Source organism: Bradyrhizobium macuxiense, assembly GCF_007993935.1.
In the GTDB taxonomy this organism is placed as follows: domain Bacteria; phylum Pseudomonadota; class Alphaproteobacteria; order Rhizobiales; family Xanthobacteraceae; genus Bradyrhizobium; species Bradyrhizobium macuxiense_A.
On sequence record NZ_VITY01000009.1, the window covers coordinates 79,803 to 97,937 of the forward strand.

General features: G+C 66.0%; 15 protein-coding genes. 8 read left to right on the forward strand and 7 right to left on the reverse strand.

What is annotated here, in order from left to right; genetic code table 11:
* Nucleotides 1–89: 89 nt before the first annotated feature.
* The 5 genes from FBZ93_RS23480 to FBZ93_RS23500 all read right to left on the reverse strand — a co-directional run bounded on the left by FBZ93_RS23480 (nt 90) and on the right by FBZ93_RS23500 (nt 5,605).
* Nucleotides 90–1,415 carry an MATE family efflux transporter gene (locus FBZ93_RS23480; RefSeq protein ID WP_146988909.1) on the reverse strand — a complete coding sequence of 442 codons (1,326 nt, stop codon included), beginning with the start codon at nt 1,413–1,415 and terminating at the stop codon, nt 90–92.
* Nucleotides 1,416–1,534: 119 nt separating this feature from the next.
* The gene (locus FBZ93_RS23485; protein WP_146988911.1) at nt 1,535–2,269 is read right to left on the reverse strand and encodes an MBL fold metallo-hydrolase; all 735 of its coding nucleotides are present in this window, start codon (nt 2,267–2,269) and stop codon (nt 1,535–1,537) included.
* Nucleotides 2,270–2,290: 21 nt separating this feature from the next.
* Nucleotides 2,291–2,596 carry a DUF6460 domain-containing protein gene (locus FBZ93_RS23490; protein WP_050426362.1) on the reverse strand — a complete coding sequence of 102 codons (306 nt, stop codon included), beginning with the start codon at nt 2,594–2,596 and terminating at the stop codon, nt 2,291–2,293.
* 97 nt (nt 2,597–2,693) lie between these two features.
* Complete coding sequence (locus tag FBZ93_RS23495; RefSeq protein WP_146988913.1) at nt 2,694–4,550, reverse strand: cisplatin damage response ATP-dependent DNA ligase; 1,857 nt, start codon at nt 4,548–4,550, stop codon at nt 2,694–2,696.
* A complete protein-coding gene (locus tag FBZ93_RS23500) occupies nt 4,547–5,605 on the reverse strand; it encodes a ligase-associated DNA damage response exonuclease (RefSeq protein WP_146989392.1) in 1,059 nt (352 codons plus the stop codon). The genes FBZ93_RS23495 and FBZ93_RS23500 overlap by 4 nt, the downstream gene beginning before the upstream one ends.
* A gap of 143 nt (nt 5,606–5,748) precedes the next feature.
* Here FBZ93_RS23500 and FBZ93_RS23505 point away from each other — a divergent pair, with 143 nt between their 5' ends.
* From FBZ93_RS23505 to pdeM, 4 genes are all read left to right on the forward strand, one after another.
* Complete coding sequence (locus tag FBZ93_RS23505; protein WP_146988915.1) at nt 5,749–6,675, forward strand: methyltransferase domain-containing protein; 927 nt, start codon at nt 5,749–5,751, stop codon at nt 6,673–6,675.
* A 268-nt stretch (nt 6,676–6,943) separates the two neighbouring features.
* A complete protein-coding gene (locus FBZ93_RS23510; protein WP_146988917.1) occupies nt 6,944–8,170 on the forward strand; it encodes an ABC transporter substrate-binding protein in 1,227 nt (408 codons plus the stop codon).
* 228 nt (nt 8,171–8,398) lie between these two features.
* Complete coding sequence (locus FBZ93_RS23515; RefSeq protein ID WP_146989394.1) at nt 8,399–11,161, forward strand: ligase-associated DNA damage response DEXH box helicase; 2,763 nt, start codon at nt 8,399–8,401, stop codon at nt 11,159–11,161.
* A 63-nt stretch (nt 11,162–11,224) separates the two neighbouring features.
* Nucleotides 11,225–11,896 (forward strand): ligase-associated DNA damage response endonuclease PdeM, encoded by a 672-nt coding sequence (gene pdeM, locus FBZ93_RS23520; protein WP_167529182.1) that lies wholly within the window; start codon nt 11,225–11,227, stop codon nt 11,894–11,896.
* Nucleotides 11,897–12,068: 172 nt separating this feature from the next.
* Here pdeM and FBZ93_RS23525 read toward each other — a convergent pair whose 3' ends face one another.
* Nucleotides 12,069–12,932, reverse strand: coding sequence for a LysR family transcriptional regulator (locus FBZ93_RS23525; protein ID WP_146988921.1), 864 nt, complete (start codon nt 12,930–12,932; stop codon nt 12,069–12,071).
* A gap of 97 nt (nt 12,933–13,029) precedes the next feature.
* Between FBZ93_RS23525 and FBZ93_RS23530 the strand changes: the two genes are divergently transcribed.
* Genes FBZ93_RS23530 through FBZ93_RS23540 form a run of 3 tightly spaced genes read left to right on the forward strand, consistent with a single transcriptional unit; the run spans nt 13,030 to nt 16,107 of the window.
* Complete coding sequence (locus tag FBZ93_RS23530; RefSeq protein ID WP_146988923.1) at nt 13,030–13,956, forward strand: DMT family transporter; 927 nt, start codon at nt 13,030–13,032, stop codon at nt 13,954–13,956.
* Entirely contained in the window at nt 13,953–14,717 is a 765-nt protein-coding gene (locus tag FBZ93_RS23535) for an MBL fold metallo-hydrolase (protein WP_146988924.1), read from the forward strand. The genes FBZ93_RS23530 and FBZ93_RS23535 overlap by 4 nt, the downstream gene beginning before the upstream one ends.
* Nucleotides 14,718–14,775: 58 nt before the next feature.
* A complete protein-coding gene (locus FBZ93_RS23540) occupies nt 14,776–16,107 on the forward strand; it encodes an NRAMP family divalent metal transporter (RefSeq protein ID WP_146988926.1) in 1,332 nt (443 codons plus the stop codon).
* On the opposite strand, the gene FBZ93_RS23545 is transcribed toward FBZ93_RS23540, so the two are convergent.
* Complete coding sequence (locus tag FBZ93_RS23545; protein WP_146988927.1) at nt 16,104–16,595, reverse strand: Lrp/AsnC family transcriptional regulator; 492 nt, start codon at nt 16,593–16,595, stop codon at nt 16,104–16,106. The genes FBZ93_RS23540 and FBZ93_RS23545 overlap by 4 nt on opposite strands.
* 145 nt (nt 16,596–16,740) lie before the next feature.
* Here FBZ93_RS23545 and FBZ93_RS23550 point away from each other — a divergent pair, with 145 nt between their 5' ends.
* Nucleotides 16,741–18,045, forward strand: coding sequence for an aspartate aminotransferase family protein (locus FBZ93_RS23550; RefSeq protein WP_146988929.1), 1,305 nt, complete (start codon nt 16,741–16,743; stop codon nt 18,043–18,045).
* Nucleotides 18,046–18,135 lie beyond the last annotated feature (90 nt).

Consider the following 18,135-nt stretch of genomic DNA (forward strand, 5'->3'; position numbering starts at 1 on the left):
GTAGCCCGGATGAAGCGAAGCGTAATCCGGGACAGTGTCGCTGCGGGCGAGAACCCCGGATTTCGCTTCGCTCCATCCGGGCTACAGACCTACGCAGCCTTGAACGTCTTCCGCAGCATCGCCGGATAGCGCAGGCCCTGCAGGCCGCCGCGCGCGACGTAGAAGCCGATCAAGGCGATCCACAGGCCGGTGTTGCCGTAGCCGCTGAGCACCCACCAGGTGGCGAGGAAGATCGCGAGCGAGGCCAGCATCAAATTGCGCATCTCGCGCGCCCAGGTCGCGCCGACATAGATGCCGTCGAAGCCAAACGCGAACACGCCGGGCAAGGGCGCCAGGACCACGAACAGCAGGAAGTCGCGCGCGTAGCGGCGCACGTCGTCGCTGGTCGTCATCAGATTGATCAGCGCCGGACCGAACAGCGCGAACAGCACCGAGACCACCAGCGCAAAGCCGATGCCCCACAGCAGCACCAGCCGGGTCGAATCGGCGAAGCCGCGTCCGTCGCGCGCACCGTAGGCGCGGCCGCACAGCTGCTGGGCGGCGTTGGCGAGGCCGTCGAGGAAGAAGGCGCTCACCAGCAGGAAATTGTTCAGCACCGAATTCGCCGCCAGCGTGACGTCGCCTTCGCGCGCGCCCTTGGCGGTGAAGAACAGGAACACGACGATTAGTGCCGCGGTGCGGACCATGATGTCGCGGTTGACCGCCAGCATGCGCATCAGCTTGGCGCGGTCGAACAGCGTCGCCGCCGGAACCGCAAAGCCGTCTTGCGAGATCCGCCACGCCACGACGATGCCGACAACGAAGCCGGCGGTCTCCGCGAGCACGGCGGCGATCGCCGCACCGGCAATGCCGGCACCGTAGGCCTGCACCAGCAGCACGGTTGCGATCATGTTGATGATGTTGATGACGATCTGCAGCGCCAGCGCCAGATTGGCGCGCGCCTGACCGACCAGCCAGCCCAGGATGACGTAATTGGCGAGCGCCAGCGGCGCCGACCAGATCCGGATCATGAAATAGGTTTTCGCCGCGCGCGTGACGCCCTCGCTGCCGCCCATCAGCTGGAACGTGATTGCGGCCAGCGGCACCTGCAGCGCGATCAACGCCGCGCCGATCAGGCCGGCGACGATGAAACCGCGCACCAGGATCGCGGCATATTCCTGCGGCTCGCCCGCGCCCTGCGCCTGCGCGGTGAAGGCCAGCGTGCTCATGCGCAGGAAGGCGAACAGCCAGAACAGGCAGTCGAAGATCACCGAGGCCATCGCCACCCCGCCGAGCAGCGCGGCGTCGTCGAGGCGGCCGATCGCGGTGGTCGAGACGACGCCGATCAGCGGCGTGGTCAGGTTGGCGACCATCGCGGGGCCGGCGATGGCGAACACCTGGCGGGTGGTGATCTTCGGGTAGATGGGTGCGTGCATGGCTACAGTTGCAAGGAATATACGCTTTTATCGCGTCGTCCGTCGCGCGGCCATGCCGGAATTGTGCTCAGAGCAATGCGGCGGCGAGGGGGCTGGGCGCCGGGAAAGCAATTGCATCGTCAGAATACCACGACCATGCCGTCGCTTGCTGTCGTGAAGGGCAACTGGTCAATGCGGCCCAGCATGTCGTCGCTCATATGGGTCAGCACCACGCGCCCTGCGTTGATGGCGGGCAGATGCGTCTCCAGCGCTTTCAGGCTGAGATGGTTCTTGACCATTTTCTCGTACGTATAGGCTTCCGCAATGAAGAGGTCGGCGTTCTGCGCCGCCGGGATCAGCGCGTCGGTCCACTCGGTGTCGGCGCTGTAGCAGACGGTGCGGCCCTCCGCCTCGACGCGATAGGCGAGAAACGGTCCGCCGGATTCGCCATGCACCACCGGGTAGGGCGTCACGGTTACCTCGCCGAAGCTGCGCCGCTCCTGCGGCGCGAGCGTGACGACGGACAGATCGAAGCGCTGTTTGGTTTTGGAGGAATGCTCGAACATCACCTCCATCACCTCAGGCAATTTCGTTTCGATGCCTTCGGGCCCTGCGATCACCAGCGGCCGGGTGCGGCGGGAGAATTGCGCGTCGAGCAGGAAGAACGGCAGACCGGCGAAATGATCGCCGTGGAAATGCGTGATCAGGATCAGGTCGATTGCGTCGCGATCGATCTCGAGCCGCTTCAGCGCCGGCAGCGAGGAGGCGCCGCAATCGATCAGGAAATTGACGCTGATGCCGCTGACATGGAAACAGGTGTTGAAGCGGCCGCCCGAGCCGAATGCATCGCCGCAGCCGACAAATTGCAATTGCATCGGCTGCGGGCTCTCTCTGGATCAGCGGCCGCGCGGCGCGCCGAACAGTCGCGACAGCAGCCAGATCGGGATCACGATCACGGCGCCGAGCAGGAAGTAGCGCCAGGCCCAGTTGATCGCGTCGAAGCCGAAATCCCAGAGGCTCTGGAACAGCCTGCGGATGCTGTAGAGTATGTTCCAGGGATCGAGGCCGATCGCGGCGAGCACGACGCCGACCAGGATCGAGAGCAGGATCAGCCGGAACGCCACCGACAGCGGCGAACCGCCGAGAAAGCGGTACAGGCCGTCGCTGTGGCCGGCCGGCAAGTCCCGGATGTTATCTGGCATCGCTCTCTCCTGGCGGAATCGCCCGCATTATAAGTCACGGCGGTGCACATGGGAAACCCGCGAGGCGCGATCAATGGCTGCCATGCGGCTTGCGGGTTTAACTTCCTGTCATGGAGATTAACATCCGTTCAAGTGTCTCCAGACGGTCGGCTTCGCGCGGCGGTTTGTCCCAGCGCAGGCGGCTGATGCGGGGAAAGCGCATCGCGACGCCGGATTTGTGACGCGGCGAGCGCTGCAGGCCCTCAAATGCGACTTCCAGCACCAGTCCCTGATCCGGCTCGTGCACGACATGCCGCACCGGACCGAACTTCTCGGTGGTGTTGCGGCGGACGAAGCGGTCGATCTGCAACAGCTCCTCGTCGGTGAAACCGAAATAGGCCTTGCCGACCGGCACCAGCTCGTCGCCGGCCTCGCCACGGGTCCAGACCCCGAACGTGTAGTCGGAATAATAGGACGAGCGCTTGCCGTGTCCGCGCTGCGCATACATCAGCACCGCGTCGATGATGTGCGGATCGCGCTTCCACTTCCACCACGGGCCCTTCGGCCGTCCGGGCAGATAGGGCGCGTCGCGCCGCTTCAGCATCACGCCTTCGACCGCGTCGGCATCGTCGCCGGCGCCGGCGCTCTTCGGATCGGCGCGCGCCGCAGCGAGCTCTTCCCAGCTCGCGAACGGGACCGTCGGTGACAGGTCGATGCGCGGATCGCCGAGCTTGGCGACGAAGGCTTCGAGATGGGGGCGGCGTTCGGCGAAGGGCAGCTCGCGCAAATCGTTCTCGTCATCGCCGAGCAGGTCGTAGGCGCGCAGGTGGATCGGAAACTCCTTGATCAGCTTCGGCGACACCACTTTGCGGTTCAGCCGCTGCTGCAGCACGTTGAAGGTCTGCACGCGGCCGTCGCGCAGCACCAGCAATTCGCCGTCGATCGCGCCGGGCAGATGCAGCGACGGCACGAGGTCGGGGAAGCTGCCGGTGATGTCCTCGCCGGTGCGCGAATAGAGTCGCGCCTGGATGTGACCGCGCGCGTCGCGGCCGGCGACAGCCTGCACGCGGATGCCGTCCCACTTCCATTCCGCGCTGAAATCGGCGGCGTCGAGATTGGCGAAGTCGCCGTCCTCGATCGCATGGGCCAGCATCACCGGGCGGAACGGCGCCGGATCGCGGTTGACCGGCTTGTCGCCGTGGCCCTCGAGCCAGGCGAATAATTCGAGATAGGGCGGCGACAGGCCCGGCCACATCAGCTCGATCTCGTGCGCATCCTTGTCGCCGAGCGCCGCTGCCGCGGTCTTCGCCAGCCGCGCCGAGATCCCGATCCGCATCGCGCCGGTGACGAGCTTCAAGAGTGCCCAGCGTCCGGTTTCGTCGAGCTCGTCCATCCAGCGCGCCAGCTGCGCCGGCAGCTCGGCCTTGCCGAGCGTGCGCAGCGTGGTGACGACGTCGGTCAGTGTTGGGGGAGGCGGATTGTTGTGGGTGCGCGGAATCTCGGCGACATCTCGCCCGCGGTACCCCTCTCCCCAACCCTCCCCCGCAAGGGGGGAGGGAGCCTGTTCACCGGTGCGTCCCTCACTGACGTCAATTCCTTCAACATCGTTGTGAGGTGAGTAAGCCGGTTGGGCTCCCTCCCCCCTTGCGGGGGAGGGTCGGGGAGAGGGGTGGCCCAGCAAAGACCCGGCGTAATTTGCTCCAGCCTTCGGCCACATCAGCGCGACGGTTTCCGAGAGATCGCCGACGTAATCATAGGAGTAGCCGAACAGCACCGGGTCGGTGCGTTCGGTGATCAGATCGCGGATCAGGCCCGGCTTGGCGTGCTTGAACGACAATGCGCCGGTCAGCGCCGCCAGCGCGTAGCCGCGGTCGGGGTCCTCGGTCTCGCGGAAGTAGCCGACCAGCAGTCTGATCTTGTTGTTGCGGCCGGGCTCGTAGGCGAGGCGGTCGAGCAGTTCGGCAAACCGGTTCATGCTTTTGCCTCGCCAGCGGGCTGGGCCTCGCCGGTGACTGCCGCGGTCTCGCCTTCGTCCTCGTCGCCATAGCCGACCAGATCGAGCGGCCGCGCGGCAAGGCCTTTGCTCTTGCACCAATGCACCAGCGCGTCTTCCTGGCCGTGGGTGACCCAGATCTCGCCGGCGCCGGTGGCGGCGATCGTTGCCGTCAGCCCATCCCAATCGGCATGGTCCGAGATCACCAGCGGCAGCTCGATGCCGCCCTGCCGGGCCCGGGCGCGCACCCGCATCCAGCCTGACGCAAAGGCGGTGACCGGATCGGGAAAGCGCCGCGTCCAGACATCTGAGGTCGCGCTCGGCGGCGCCAGCGTGATGGTGCCGGCAAGCTCAGCCTTCTTCATGCCGCGCACCGGCCGGAGCTCGCCGAGCGCAATGCCGCGCTCCTGATAATAGTACGTGATCTTCTCCATCGCGCCATGCAGGTAGATCGGCGCGTCGTAGCCGGCCTCGCGTAGCAGCGCGATCACGCGCTGCGCCTTGCCGAGCGAATACGCGCCGACCAGATGCGCGCGCTCCGGAAACAGTTTTGCGGACGCCAGCAGCTTGTTCACTTCACCGGCGGCGTCGCCGTGGCGGAACACCGGCAATCCAAAGGTCGCCTCCGTGATGAAGACGTCGCAGGGCACGAGCTCGAACGCGGCGCAGGTCGGATCGCGCGCATCCTTGTAGTCGCCGGAGGCGACGATGCGCCTGCTCTTGCAGGTGACGGAGATCTGGGCGGAGCCCAAGACGTGACCGGCGGGATGAAACGACACCGTGACGTCGCCGAGCCTGATCTCCTCGCCGTAAGCCACGGCTTGCACCGAGCCGGCGAAATTCTCGCCATAGCGCAGCCGCATCATGTCGAGGGTTTCCTGGGTCGCGAGCACGGCGCCATGGCCCGCCCGCGCATGGTCGGAATGGCCATGCGTGATCAGGGCCCGCTCGACCGGCCTGACAGGATCGATGTGGAAGCCGCCGGGCTTGCAGCAAAGCCCGGCCGGGACGGGCATCAGGATGTCTTGCGGGCGCATGCCGACCATATAGGCATTGATTCCACGATATCTAATCGTCATGCGCGGGCTTGACCCGCGCATCCATCTCCGGAAAAAGTCCGTGCTTTGATGGATGGCCACCCGGCCAGGATCCTTAAGACGAGATTGGTTCCTTAAAGAAAATGGCCCCGCGCCTGTTTCTGTCCTCCGGCGACCTCGTTGCCGACCGCCGCTACGAGTTCGCGCGCGACCTGCAATTGAAGGGCGATCTGCCGGCCGCCGCCGAGCTGCTCGAACAGGCGATCGAGCTGGTGCCGAAATTCACGTCCGCCTGGTACACGCTGGGCAAGATACGTCTCGAGCTCGGCCAGCGCGACGCCGCGATCGCAGCCTTCCGCGCCGCGCGCGACGCCGACCCCGAGGACCGCCACGGCGCCGGCCTGCATCTGATGCAGCTCGGCGTCGAGCCGGTCAGCTCGATGCCGCCGGGCTATGTGCAGACGCTGTTCGATCAATACGCGCCGCGCTTCGAGGCTGCGCTGGTCGGCGATCTCGGCTATCGCGGCCCGGCGCTGCTCTTCAAGGCGGTGCTGTCGGTGCGCGCGGCTGCCAAGAAGCCGGCCTTCTTCAAGCGCGCGATCGATCTCGGCTGCGGCACCGGGCTTGCGGCCGGCGCGTTCGCAGGGCATGTCGATCGGTTCATCGGCATCGACCTGTCGCCACGGATGATCGACAAGGCGCGCGCCACGGGCCTTTATGCCGAGCTCGAGGTCGACGACATGCTGCAGGGGATTTCCGGCAAGCCGGACGCCAGCGCCGAATTGATCATCGCCGCCGATGCGATGGTCTATGTCGCCGATCTCGCGCCTGTTCTCGCCGAGGCCGCGCGCGTGCTGGTCGCCGGCGGCGTGCTCGCCTTCACGGCGGAGACCCACGGCGGCGAGGGCGTCATCCTTGGCGAGGGACTGCGCTACGCCCACAGTGCGGCTTACGTGCGCGCCTCGGTCGCCGCCGCGGGCCTGACATTGGCGTTGCTCGACGATCTCTCCGCGCGCAATGAAGACAACATCCCGGCCCCCGGCCTTGTAGCCGTCGCCACCAAGTCGTGACGCACCCTCTCCCCTTGTGGGAGAGGGTCGCTTCGCGCAGCGAAGCGGGGTGAGGGGTCTGTCTCCGCGGATAGAGACCCCTCATCCGTCGCGGACTTCGTCCGCGCCACCTTCTCCCACAAGGGGAGAAGGGAAGCGCCTCACGCCCCAACTTGAGTCTACACGCTACGCATTTGCCGTGACGCGGCATTGCGCCACACAGCCGTGACTTCGCGCTTGCCCGGCGCTGGGCGGAATGCGAGAGCTTTGCGCCTCAGGGAGAGACAGAATGAAAAAACATACGCGGCGCGAATTCGGCGCCACTGCATTGTCCGTCATCGCAGCATCCGTGCTGCCCGCGCCGTTCGTCCGGGCCGCGGACAAGAAGTACGATCCGGGTGCGAGCGACACCGAGATCAAGCTCGGCCAGACCGTGCCGCATTCCGGCCCCGGCTCGCTCTATGGTGTGCTCGGCCGCGTCGGCGAAGCCTATTTCCAGATGCTCAACGACAAGGGCGGCATCAACGGCCGCAAGGTGAAATTCCTCACCATGGACGACGCCTACAGCGCGCCGAAATGCGTCGAGGCGACGCGCCGCCTGGTCGAGCAGGAGGAGGTGCTGGCGCTCTATGGCTCGCTCGGCACCGCGCCGCAGACCGCCGTGCACAAATACCTCAATTCCAAGGGCGTGCCGCAGTTGCTGCTGAATACCGGCGCCTCGAAGTGGAACGACCCGAAGAATTTCAAATGGACCATGGCCGGCCTGCCGCTCTATCCGACCGAAGCGCGCATCCTCGCCAAGCACGTCGTCAGCGTGAAGCCGAACGCCAAGATCGGCATCCTCTATCAGAACGATGATTTCGGCCGCGACTTCCTCGGCCCATTCAAGAAGGTGCTGGCCGATGCCGGCGGCAAGGCGCAGGTGATCATGGAGCAGACCTACGATCTCACCGATCCGACGGTCGATTCCCAGCTCATCAATCTCTCGAAGTCGGGCGCCGACGTGTTCTACAACATCACGACAGGCAAGGCGACGTCGCAGTCGATCCGCAAGGTCGCCGAGCTCGGCTGGAAGCCGTTGCAGCTGTTGTCGGCGGGCTCGACCGGCCGCTCGATCCTGAGCGCCGCGGGCCTCGAGAATGCGAAGGACATCGTCGCGATCCGCTACAACAAGGAAGTCGGCGTGCCGCGCTACGAGAAGGATCCGGACGTGGTCGCGTTCGAGGAGCTGCGCAAGAAGTACCTGCCGAACATCGACCCCGATAACACCATCGCCTTCGCCGGCTACGGCCAGGCGGCGACGATGGGTGAAATCCTGCGCCGCTGCGGCGACGACCTGACCCGCGCCAACGTGCTGAAGCACGCCACCACGCTGGCCGGTTTCCACTCGCCCTATTTCCTCGACGGCATCAATTACAGCTATACGCCCGACGACTACACGCCGATGAAGACGCTCTATGTGTCGATCTTCAACGGCAAGGATTGGGATCTCTCCGGCGAGCCGATGACGGAGTAGGGGAGCGCAGAGCACCATCCCCGTCATTGCGAGCGAAGCGAAGCAATCCATCGATCCCCTCGGGGAGAGATGGATTGCTTCGTCGCGGAGCCTGCCATCGGGCGCGCGTTCGCGCGACCCGTTGGCTCCTCGAAATGACGGCGGGGAGGGAGTCGGCACCTTGCTGCCACCTGCCGCCATTATCGCCCCACCCTCGACGAAACCGCCTGAACCGCCTACCTCTTGGGCGTGTCGACGCTCGATCTCTTTTCCGTCCCGCCGTCGGAAACGGCCGATCTCCTGCCGCGCCGGTTTCGCGACTGGTTCGCCTCACGCGGCTGGTCGCCGCGCGAGCACCAGCTCGCGCTGCTGGCGAAAGCGCGCGAAGAGCGTTCCGCACTGTTGATCGCGCCCACGGGCGCGGGCAAGACGCTGGCGGGGTTCTTGCCGACGCTGGTGGAATTGAGCGGGGAGGCGAGCGCAACGAGTCTGCAGACACAAACTCGATCGCCACCTCCCCCCTTGCGGGGGAGGTCGACGCCCTCTGACGCGCAATTGCGCGTCGGGGGGCGGCGGGAGAGGGGTATGCCGCTTGCTCCGAACGATACGGCTTACCCCTCTCCCCAACCCTCCCCCGCAAGGGGGGAGGGAGCCCTACCAGCGAGTGCAGCGGAGCCAAGAAAGACCTTTATCTCCACCGGCCGCTCGGTTCGCCGCTCCAGTGGGCTGCACACGCTCTACATCTCGCCGCTGAAGGCGCTCGCGGTCGACATCGCGCGCAACCTGGAGACGCCGGTCGCCGAGATGGGGCTGCCGATCCGGATCGAGACCCGCACCGGCGACACGCCGGTGTCGCGGCGGCAGCGGCAGCGGCGCTATCCGCCGGATATCCTGCTGACGACGCCGGAGCAGCTGGCGCTGTTGCTCGCCTCCGACGACGCGCCGTTTCTGTTCTCGTCGCTGAAGCGCATCGTGCTCGACGAGCTGCACGCGCTGGTCACCTCCAAGCGCGGCGACCTGCTTTCGCTCGGGCTGGCGCGGCTCTGGACCATCGCACCGCAGATCCGTGCCATCGGACTTTCGGCAACGGTGGCTGAGCCGGAACAGCTCGCGCGTTTCCTGGTGCCGCAGCCGGGCGGCGAGAGCGCATCCGCCGACGTCGTCACTGCCGGCGGTGCGGCGCCGCCGGTGGTCGAGATGCTCGATACCCGCGAACGGCTGCCGTGGTCGGGCCACAGCGCGCGGCACGCGCTGCCCGAGGTCTATGAGCTGATCAAGCGCAACAAGACCACGCTGGTGTTCGTCAACACCCGCAGCCAGGCCGAGGTGCTGTTCCAGGATCTCTGGCGGATGAACGACGACGGGCTCGCGATCGCGCTGCATCACGGCTCGCTCGACGTCGCGCAGCGCCGCAAGGTCGAGGACGCAATGGCGGCGGGGCGGCTGCGCGGCGTGGTCTGCACCTCCTCGCTCGATCTCGGCGTCGACTGGGGCGATGTCGACCTCGTCATCAATATCGGCGCGCCAAAAGGCTCGTCGCGGCTGATGCAGCGGATCGGCCGCGCCAACCACCGCTTCGACGAGGCCTCGCGCGCCGTGCTGGTGCCGGCCAATCGCTTCGAGGTGCTGGAATGCGCTGTCGCGATCGATGCCATCGCCGAGAATGCGCAGGACACGCCGCCGCTGCGGCTAGGTGCGCTCGACGTGCTGGCCCAGCACGTGCTCGGTTGCGCCTGCGGCAAGCCGTTCCTGTCCGATGAGCTCTATGATGAGGTGAGGACGGCCGCGCCCTATGCGTCGCTGTCGCGAACGGATTTCGACGACGTCGTCGACTTCGTCGCCACCGGCGGCTACGCGCTGAAGACCTACGAGCGTTTCGCGCGCATCAAGCAGGACAAGCAGGGCCGCTGGCGCGTCACCAATCCCAAGGTGCGGCAGAGCTACCGCCTCAACGTCGGCACCATCGTCGAGGAGACCATGCTGAAGGTGCGGCTGGTGCGCTCGCGTGCGGGTGGCAGCGGATCGACCGGCGCGATCGCGCGCGGCGGCCGGATGCTCGGCGAAATCGAGGAGGTCTTCATCGAGGGCCTGGTGCCCGGTGACACTTTTGTCTTTGGCGGCGAGGTGGTGCGCTACGAGGCCCTGGTTGAAGATCAGGTCTACGTCTCCCGCGCCAATGACAAAGACGCAAAAGTGCCGTCCTATATGGGCGGCAAGTTCCCGCTCTCGACCTATCTCGCCGAACGGGTCCGCAAGCTGCTCGACAACAGCCGGGCCTGGAACGCGCTGCCGGACCAGGTGCATGACTGGCTATCATTGCAGCGAAAGTTCTCACGGGTGCCTGCAGTGCGCGAACTGCTGGTCGAAACCTTTCCGCGCGGCGGCAGCCATTACTTGGTCTGCTATCCCTTCGAGGGACGGCTCGCGCACCAGACGCTCGGCATGCTGCTGACGCGCCGGCTGGAGCGCGCCCGCGCCCGTCCGCTCGGCTTCGTCGCCAACGAATATGCGCTTGCGGTCTGGGGCGTCGGCGATCTCTCCTTCATGATCCGAACCGGCAAGCTCGATCTCAACGCGCTGTTCGATCCCGATATGCTCGGCGACGACCTCGAGGCGTGGCTCGCGGAATCCGCGCTGATGAAGCGCACCTTCCGCAACTGCGCCATCATCTCCGGGCTGATCGCGCGCCGCTTCACCGACGAGGAGAAGTCGCGCCGCCAGGTGTTGTTCTCGACCGATCTGATCTACGATGTGCTGCGCAAGCACCAGGCCGACCACGTGCTGCTGCGCGCCGCGCGCAGCGATGCCGCCACGGGATTGCTCGATCTCCGCCGCCTCAGCGACATGCTTTCGCGCATCCACGGCCGAATCACCCACAAGGATCTCGACCACGTTTCCCCGCTTGCCGTCCCCGCGCTGCTGGAAATCGGCCGCGAGTCAGTTTATGGCGAAGCATCCGACGAGCTTCTGGCCGAGGCGGCCGAGGAACTCGTGCGGGAGGCGACGACGTAACGCTCATACCCTGGGGAACAGGACGTGACGGCAAGCGCGCTAACTTTGCGAGACGGTGACGACATGCGCGTTTCGAGGGTCACGGTGGCGGATGTCGGCTTCGTGGCCGATTTCTCCGGCGCGCTGTTCTGGGAAGAGCAGCGCCTGCTCGTGGTCTCCGACCTGCATCTGGAAAAGGGTTCGAGCTTTGCCTCTCGCGGCGTGCTGCTGCCGCCCTACGACACGGTCGCGACGCTGAGCCGGCTTGCCGCCGTGATCGCGCGGCACGATCCGCGGCAGGTGATCGCGCTCGGCGACAGCTTTCACGACCGCGATGCGCATGCGCGGCTGTCGGATGCAGATCGCGAGGCGCTCGCGGCGTTGCAAATGCGGCGCAACTGGATCTGGATCGCGGGCAACCATGATCCGGCGCTGCCGTCCAGTCTCGGCGGCGTGGTCGCGACTGAAGTTGCGATCGGGCCGATCGTGTTCCGCCACGAGCCGACCGGCGCGAGCGGCGAGATCGCCGGCCATCTCCACCCCAAGGCGCGGGTGCCGACCCGTGGCCGTTCGATCGAGCGGCGTTGCTTTGCCAGTGACGGCGAGCGCGCGGTGATGCCGGCGTTCGGCGCCTACACCGGCGGCCTCAGCATCCGCGACGCGGCGTTCGCACGGATATTCGGATCGCCAGGCTTCATGGCCCATGTGCTCGGCGACAACCGCGTGCACGCGTTCGTGGCGTCGCGGTGTTATTGACGGGCCACACACTCGGTGTCGTCCCGGGCAAGCGAAGCGCGACCCGGACCCATAACCACAGGGCATCGTTGTTGAAGAAAGCTGTGGCCCCAGCTTGCTCTCTCTCTACGCCCTGTGGTTATGGGTCCCTGCTTTCGCAGGGACGACAGCAGTGTAATGGCGTGATCTCGCCCTACGCCGCCTTCGCCTGCACGCTCTCGCAATACTCCGCGAGCCGGTCCGCGAGCCGCAGCGTCGCGGGCCTCGCCTCCGGGGCGGCAACAAGAGCGACCTCGGTCCGCTCGATCGGCGCAAAGCCGTCTTTCGCGGTCAGCACGCGATGCTCGGCCTGGATCGACATCTCCGACAAAATGCTGAGCCCAAGGCCAGCTGCCACCGCGGCCTGGATGCCGGCGAGGCTGGAGGAGGTGTAGGCCATGTGCCAGTTGCGGCCGGCGCTCTCCAGCGAATGGATGGCGTGAGCGCGATAGAGGCAGCCCGAGCCGAAGCCGATCAGCGGCACCGAGCCGATGGTGGTGTCGCGCGGATGGCTCTTGCTGGTCACCCAATGCACGCGTTCCGGCCACACCGCGATGCCGCCTCTCTCGCTGGCAGCACGCTTGATCAGCGCAAGATCGAGATCGCCGCGTTCGAGATCGCGGTACAGGTACAGGCTCTGGCCGGAGCGCACGTCGAGCCGCAGATTCGGATGGCTGCGCGAGAAGGTTGCGAGCAATCGCGTCAACCGGTAGGCGGCAAAATCCTCGGTGATGCCGATCCGGATCGCGCCTTCGCTGCCGGCGCGCGACACCACATCACGTGCCTCCTCGGCGAGCGCCAGCAGCCGCCGCGCATAGGTCAGCAGCTGATCGCCGGCTTCCGTCGGGGTGACGTCCTTGCCGCTGCGGATCAGCAGCGGCTGGCCGACATCCTCCTCCAGGCGCTTGATCTGCTGGCTGACCGTCGATTGCGTGCGGTGGACGCGCTCCCCGGCGCGGGTGAAGCCGCCGGCATCGACCACCGAGACGAAACTGCGCAGCAGCTCCAGGTCGAGCATCGCAGCCTCCATTCATAAATCCACTGGAGCTCAGTCTATCATTTAATTTCAAAATATCAAGGTGCCGGCCTAGATCATGGGCAAAGGAGAAATTCCAATGTCCGCCGCATCTTCCATTGCCGCCCCCCGCGCCCGCTTCAACACCCTGCCGCTCCTGATCGCGCTGTTCTGCCTGCTCTGGAGTTATGCTTTCGTCGCCGGCAAGATCGGCGTCACCGATTGTCCGCCGCTGATCCTGCTCGCCGCGCGGTTCTCGCTCGCCGGAGTCCTGATCCTCGGCATCTCCTGGCTGCGCCGGGACCAGTGGGACCTCACCTGGCGCGATGCCGCCGTGTTCGCGGTGATCGGCGTCGCCAACAACGCGCTCTATCTCGGCCTCGGCTACACCGGCCTGAAGACCGTCTCCGCCGGGCTCGGTGCGCTGATCGTCTCGGCCAATCCAGTCTTCACCGCGATGCTGGCAGCAATGTTCCTCGGCGAGAGCATGACCTTGCGCAAGGTGGTCGGTCTCGTGCTCGGCATCGTCGGCGTCGCCTTCATCGTCTGGCATCGCATGAAGGTCGGTACCGACAGCCCGCACGGCATCCTGTTCACGCTGGCCTCGCTCGCCTCGATCGTCGCCGGCACCGTCCTGTTCAAGCTGCTGGCGCCGAGGGGCAGCCTGTGGATCGGCAACGGCATCCAGAACATTGCCGGCGGCCTTGCGGTGATGCCGTTCGCCTTCACGCTGTCCAGCCTCGGTGACATCGTGCCCAGCATGCGGCTCGCCGGCGCCTTCGCCTTCCTCGTGCTCGGCGGCTCGATCCTCGCCTATCTGCTCTGGTTTCATCTCCTGAAAGTGTGCGGCGCGACCGCCGCCAGCGCCTATCACTTCCTGATGCCGCCGCTCGGCATGCTGTTCGCCTATCTGGTGCTCGGCGAGCATGTCGAATTTCGCGACCTGCTCGGGATCGTTCCGGTCGCTCTCGGCATTTACCTGGTGACGCGCCCCGCCGCGGCATCGCCCAAGAGGAGTGGAACGTGAGCATCACCATCACCCTGATCGGGGGCCCGACCGCCCTGATCGAGATCGACGGGTTCCGCCTGCTCACCGATCCGACCTTCGATGCGCCCGGCGACTATCAACTGCCGCATGTGAAACTGGAGAAGCTGACGGGACCAGCGCTCAGCGCCCGAGACGTCGGCGACGTCGATGCGGTGCTGCTGAGCCACGATCAGCATTCCGACAATCTCGACCATTCCGGCCGGGATTTTCTCAAAAGCGCGAAGCGCGTGCTGACGACACAGGCCGGCGCCAAGCGGCTCGGCGGCCAAGCCGAGGGCTTTGCGCCCTGGGCCTCGACGACACTGAAGAAAGGCGGGCGGACACTTGCCGTCACCGCGACGCCGGCGCGGCACGGGCCCGCGGGCATCGAGCCCCTGTCAGGCGACGTGATCGGCTTCGTGGTGGAGCGGCCGAAGCCCGGCCGTCCAGTCTATGTCAGCGGCGACACCACCTGGTTCGACGGCGTCGCCGAGGTCGCGCGGCGCTTCGACTGCGGTGTGGTGCTGCCGTTCGCCGGCGCGGCGCAGACCCGCGGCCCGTTCCATCTCACCATGGACACCAATGACGCGATCGAGACCGCGCGCGCCTTTGCCGACGCGGTGATCGTGCCGGTTCATACCGACGGCTGGGCGCATTTCCGGCAGGACGCCAGCGACCTGCGCGCGAGCTTCGATACGCTCGGCTTCGGCCGCCGTCTGCGCATCCTCGAGCCCGGGGTCGCCACGGTCATCGAGAGCTAGGTTTCATTGCAGGAACCTCGGCGGTATCCGGCTCGTTGTCAGGCGGCTGGAACCGGACATGACACACCAAGGGACGATCTCACCAGACGACAAGCATGACGGTGCACCGACGGCGAAGCCTCGGCGCCGGCCGTTCAGCCTCAGCCGCATCCTGAAGACGCTGGGACCCGGCCTGATCACCGGAGCCGCCGACGACGATCCATCGGGGATCGGCACCTACAGTCAGGCCGGCGCGCAACTCGGCTACGGCATCGGCTGGACCATGCTGCTGACCTTCCCGCTGATGACCGCGATCCAGGAGATCTCCGCGCGGGTCGGCCGCATCACTGGTCACGGCATCGCGGGCAACGTGTGCAGGCATTATCCGGGCTGGCTGCTCGCGGTCGTGGTGATGCTGCTGTTCATCGCCAACACCGTCAACATTGCGGCCGACCTCTCGGCCATGGCGGATGCGACAAGGCTCCTGATCGGCGGTCCGGCTATCCTCTATGTCGTCCTGTTCGGCGTCGCGTCGGTCGTTGCCCAGATCTTCGTGAACTACCGCCGCTACGTGGCCGTTCTGAAATGGCTGACGCTCAGCCTGTTCGCCTATGTCGCCGCGCTCGCATTCGCCAAGGTGTCGTGGATGCAGGCGCTCGACGGTGTGCTGCTGCCGCGCGTCACCTGGAGCGCGGACTATTTCACGACCATCGTCGCGATCCTCGGCACCACGATCTCGCCCTATCTGTTTTTTTGGCAAGCCTCGCAAGAGGCCGAGGAGCAGCGGGTCGATGCCAGCAAGCATCCGCTGATCGAGCGGCACTATGGCGCGCAGCGTGAATTCTCGCGCATCCGTGCCGACACGATCACCGGCATGGCGTTTTCCAATTTGATCGCGCTGTCGATCATCGTCACCGCCGCGGCCACGCTGCATGCCGCCGGCAAGACCGACATCCAGACCTCGGCGCAGGCCGCCGAGGCCTTGCGCCCGATCGCCGGGCCGTTCGCCGAGGTGATCTTCGCGCTCGGCATCATCGGCACCGGCCTGCTGGCGATCCCGGTGCTTGCGGGCGCGACGGCCTACGCGGTCGGCGAGGGCCGGCGATGGCCGGTCGGACTGACGCGCAAGCCGAAGCAGGCGATCGCGTTCTATTCGGTGCTGGCGCTGTCGGGCGGCATCGGCATCGCGCTCAACTTCACGCCGATCGATCCGATCTCGGCGCTGTACTGGAGTGCGGTCGTCAACGGTGTGCTCGCGGTCCCCGTGATGGTGCTGCTGATGGTCATGGCACGCCACAAGGAGGTGATGGGCCGCTTCGTGATCGGCGGGTGGCTGTACTGGCTCGGCTGGCTCTCGACGGCTGCGATGGCGCTCAGCGTGATCGCGATGGGGATCGGCTTTCTCCTCTAGTCCTTGCTGAACAGCGAGCTGTCGATCTTGGTCGTCGATTTGACCTTCCGCAGGATGATGGTGGTGCGGTAGCTCGCGATGTCGCTGTCCGGATGCATCAGGCGGTCGAGGATGAACGATTGATAGCGGGCGAGGTCGGAGGACACGACCCGTAGCGAATAATCCCAATCGCCGGCGATCATGCAGCATTCGACGACCTCCGGAAGGTCGATCACCTTCTTCTCGAAGCGCGCGAAGGATTCTCTGGTCTGTTGCTTGAGGCGGACCTCGACGATGACGTCGAAGCCGAGCCCGACCCGCGCGGGGTCCACCAGCGCCACATAGGAATTGATGACGCCGGCTTCTTCGAGCGTCCGCACGCGTCGCATGCAGGGTGCGGACGAAAGGCCGATCCGCTCGGCCAGCTCGAGATTGGTGATGCGCCCCTCGACCTGCAGCACGTCGAGGATTTTCCGATCCATCTCGTCGATCACGACCGTGGTTCCCATTTCTTTCGTATTTTGCGCCTTTTGCGCAATTGATTGCAGAAGCCGGGATGAAATGCATCTCAATTCGCAAGCTCATTGCTGCGGTGCGCGCATAGGATGCGCTGCGGTGGCCTGGATCGCGGCGATGGCAGCAAAGGGGATGGGGATGGCTGGAAATGACGACAAGGCCTTTTGGGAGCGCGCCCGGCGTCACCTCATCCGGTACGGCGGCACATTCGCGCCCGTCATCATCGAGCGCGCCTCCGGATCCTTCGTCTATGACGCCGACGGCCGCGCCATCCTGGATTTCACATCCGGGCAGATGAGCGCCGTGCTCGGTCACGGCCACCCCGAGATCGTAAAGACCATCAGCGCGCATGCCGAGCGGCTCGACCATCTGTTCAGCGGCATGCTGACGCGCCCGGTCGTCGCGCTCGCCGAACAGCTCGCCGAGCTGCTGCCACCCGGCCTCGATCGTGTCATGCTGCTGAGCACGGGGGCTGAGTCGAACGAGGCTGCGATCAAGATGGCCAAGCTCTTTACCGGCGGCTTCGAGACCGTCGCATTCGCGCAGTCCTGGCACGGCATGACATCGGGCGCGGCGGGGACGACCTATTCGGCCGGCCGCAAGGGCTATGGCCCCGCGCCGGTCGGCTCGCTCGCGATCCCGACGCCGAACCCTTATCGCCCGCGCTTCGGCAATGCGTCCGATTGGCGGGCCGAACTGGCCTACGCCTTCGATCTTGTCGATCGCCAATCGACCGGCTCGCTGGCGTGCATGATCGCCGAGCCGATCCTCAGCTCCGGCGGGCTGATCGATCTGCCGAAGGGCTATCTTGCCGCACTGAAGGAGCTGTGCCGCGCGCGGGGCATGCTGCTGATCGTCGACGAGGCGCAGACTGGTCTCGGGCGAACCGGCGCCATGTTCGCCTTCGAGCGCGACGGCGTCGTGCCTGACATCCTGACCCTGTCGAAGACACTCGGCGCCGGGCTGCCTCTGGCCGCGGTCATCACATCAGCCGAAATCGAGGAGCGCTGTCACGAACGCGGCTTCCTGTTCTACACGACGCATGTGTCGGATCCGATGCCGGCCGCGGTCGGGCTGAAGGTCATCGAGATCATCCTGCGCGACCGACTGGTCGAACGCGCCGGGATCGCGGGTGCGCGGCTGCGGGATGGGCTCCTCGCCCTTCAGAACCGGTTCGAATGCATCGGCGACGTGCGCGGCAGGGGACTGATGCAAGGCATCGAGATCGTGCGTGACCGCTTCAGCAAGGAGCCTGACGAAGCGCTCGGCACGCTTGTGTCGCAGCGCTGCATGGAGCTCGGACTGAGCACCAACATCGTGCAGCTGCCCGGCATGGGCAGCGTATTCCGCATCGCTCCGCCGCTGACGATCAGCGACGACGAGATCGATCTCGGCCTCTCGATCCTGAGCGACGCGTTCGAGAGCGCGTTGCGGCGGAGCTAGGGACAGTAGGATGGGTGGAGCGCAGCGATACCCATCATGTCGCCGCGGCCAAGGAGTTTGAGTATCGCTTCGCTCCACCCAACCTACGCC

Coding starts and splice junctions, on each gene's coding strand:
- FBZ93_RS23480 (WP_146988909.1), bottom strand. CDS start 1,415: ATGCACGCACCCATCTACCCGAAGATCACCACCCGCCAGGTGTTCGCC.
- FBZ93_RS23485 (WP_146988911.1), bottom strand. CDS start 2,269: ATGCAATTGCAATTTGTCGGCTGCGGCGATGCATTCGGCTCGGGCGGC.
- FBZ93_RS23490 (WP_050426362.1), bottom strand. CDS start 2,596: ATGCCAGATAACATCCGGGACTTGCCGGCCGGCCACAGCGACGGCCTG.
- FBZ93_RS23495 (WP_146988913.1), bottom strand. CDS start 4,550: ATGAACCGGTTTGCCGAACTGCTCGACCGCCTCGCCTACGAGCCCGGC.
- FBZ93_RS23500 (WP_146989392.1), bottom strand. CDS start 5,605: ATGCGCCCGCAAGACATCCTGATGCCCGTCCCGGCCGGGCTTTGCTGC.
- FBZ93_RS23505 (WP_146988915.1), top strand. CDS start 5,749: ATGGCCCCGCGCCTGTTTCTGTCCTCCGGCGACCTCGTTGCCGACCGC.
- FBZ93_RS23510 (WP_146988917.1), top strand. CDS start 6,944: ATGAAAAAACATACGCGGCGCGAATTCGGCGCCACTGCATTGTCCGTC.
- pdeM (WP_167529182.1), top strand. CDS start 11,225: ATGCGCGTTTCGAGGGTCACGGTGGCGGATGTCGGCTTCGTGGCCGAT.
- FBZ93_RS23525 (WP_146988921.1), bottom strand. CDS start 12,932: ATGCTCGACCTGGAGCTGCTGCGCAGTTTCGTCTCGGTGGTCGATGCC.
- FBZ93_RS23530 (WP_146988923.1), top strand. CDS start 13,030: ATGTCCGCCGCATCTTCCATTGCCGCCCCCCGCGCCCGCTTCAACACC.
- FBZ93_RS23540 (WP_146988926.1), top strand. CDS start 14,776: ATGACACACCAAGGGACGATCTCACCAGACGACAAGCATGACGGTGCA.
- FBZ93_RS23545 (WP_146988927.1), bottom strand. CDS start 16,595: ATGGGAACCACGGTCGTGATCGACGAGATGGATCGGAAAATCCTCGAC.
- FBZ93_RS23550 (WP_146988929.1), top strand. CDS start 16,741: ATGGCTGGAAATGACGACAAGGCCTTTTGGGAGCGCGCCCGGCGTCAC.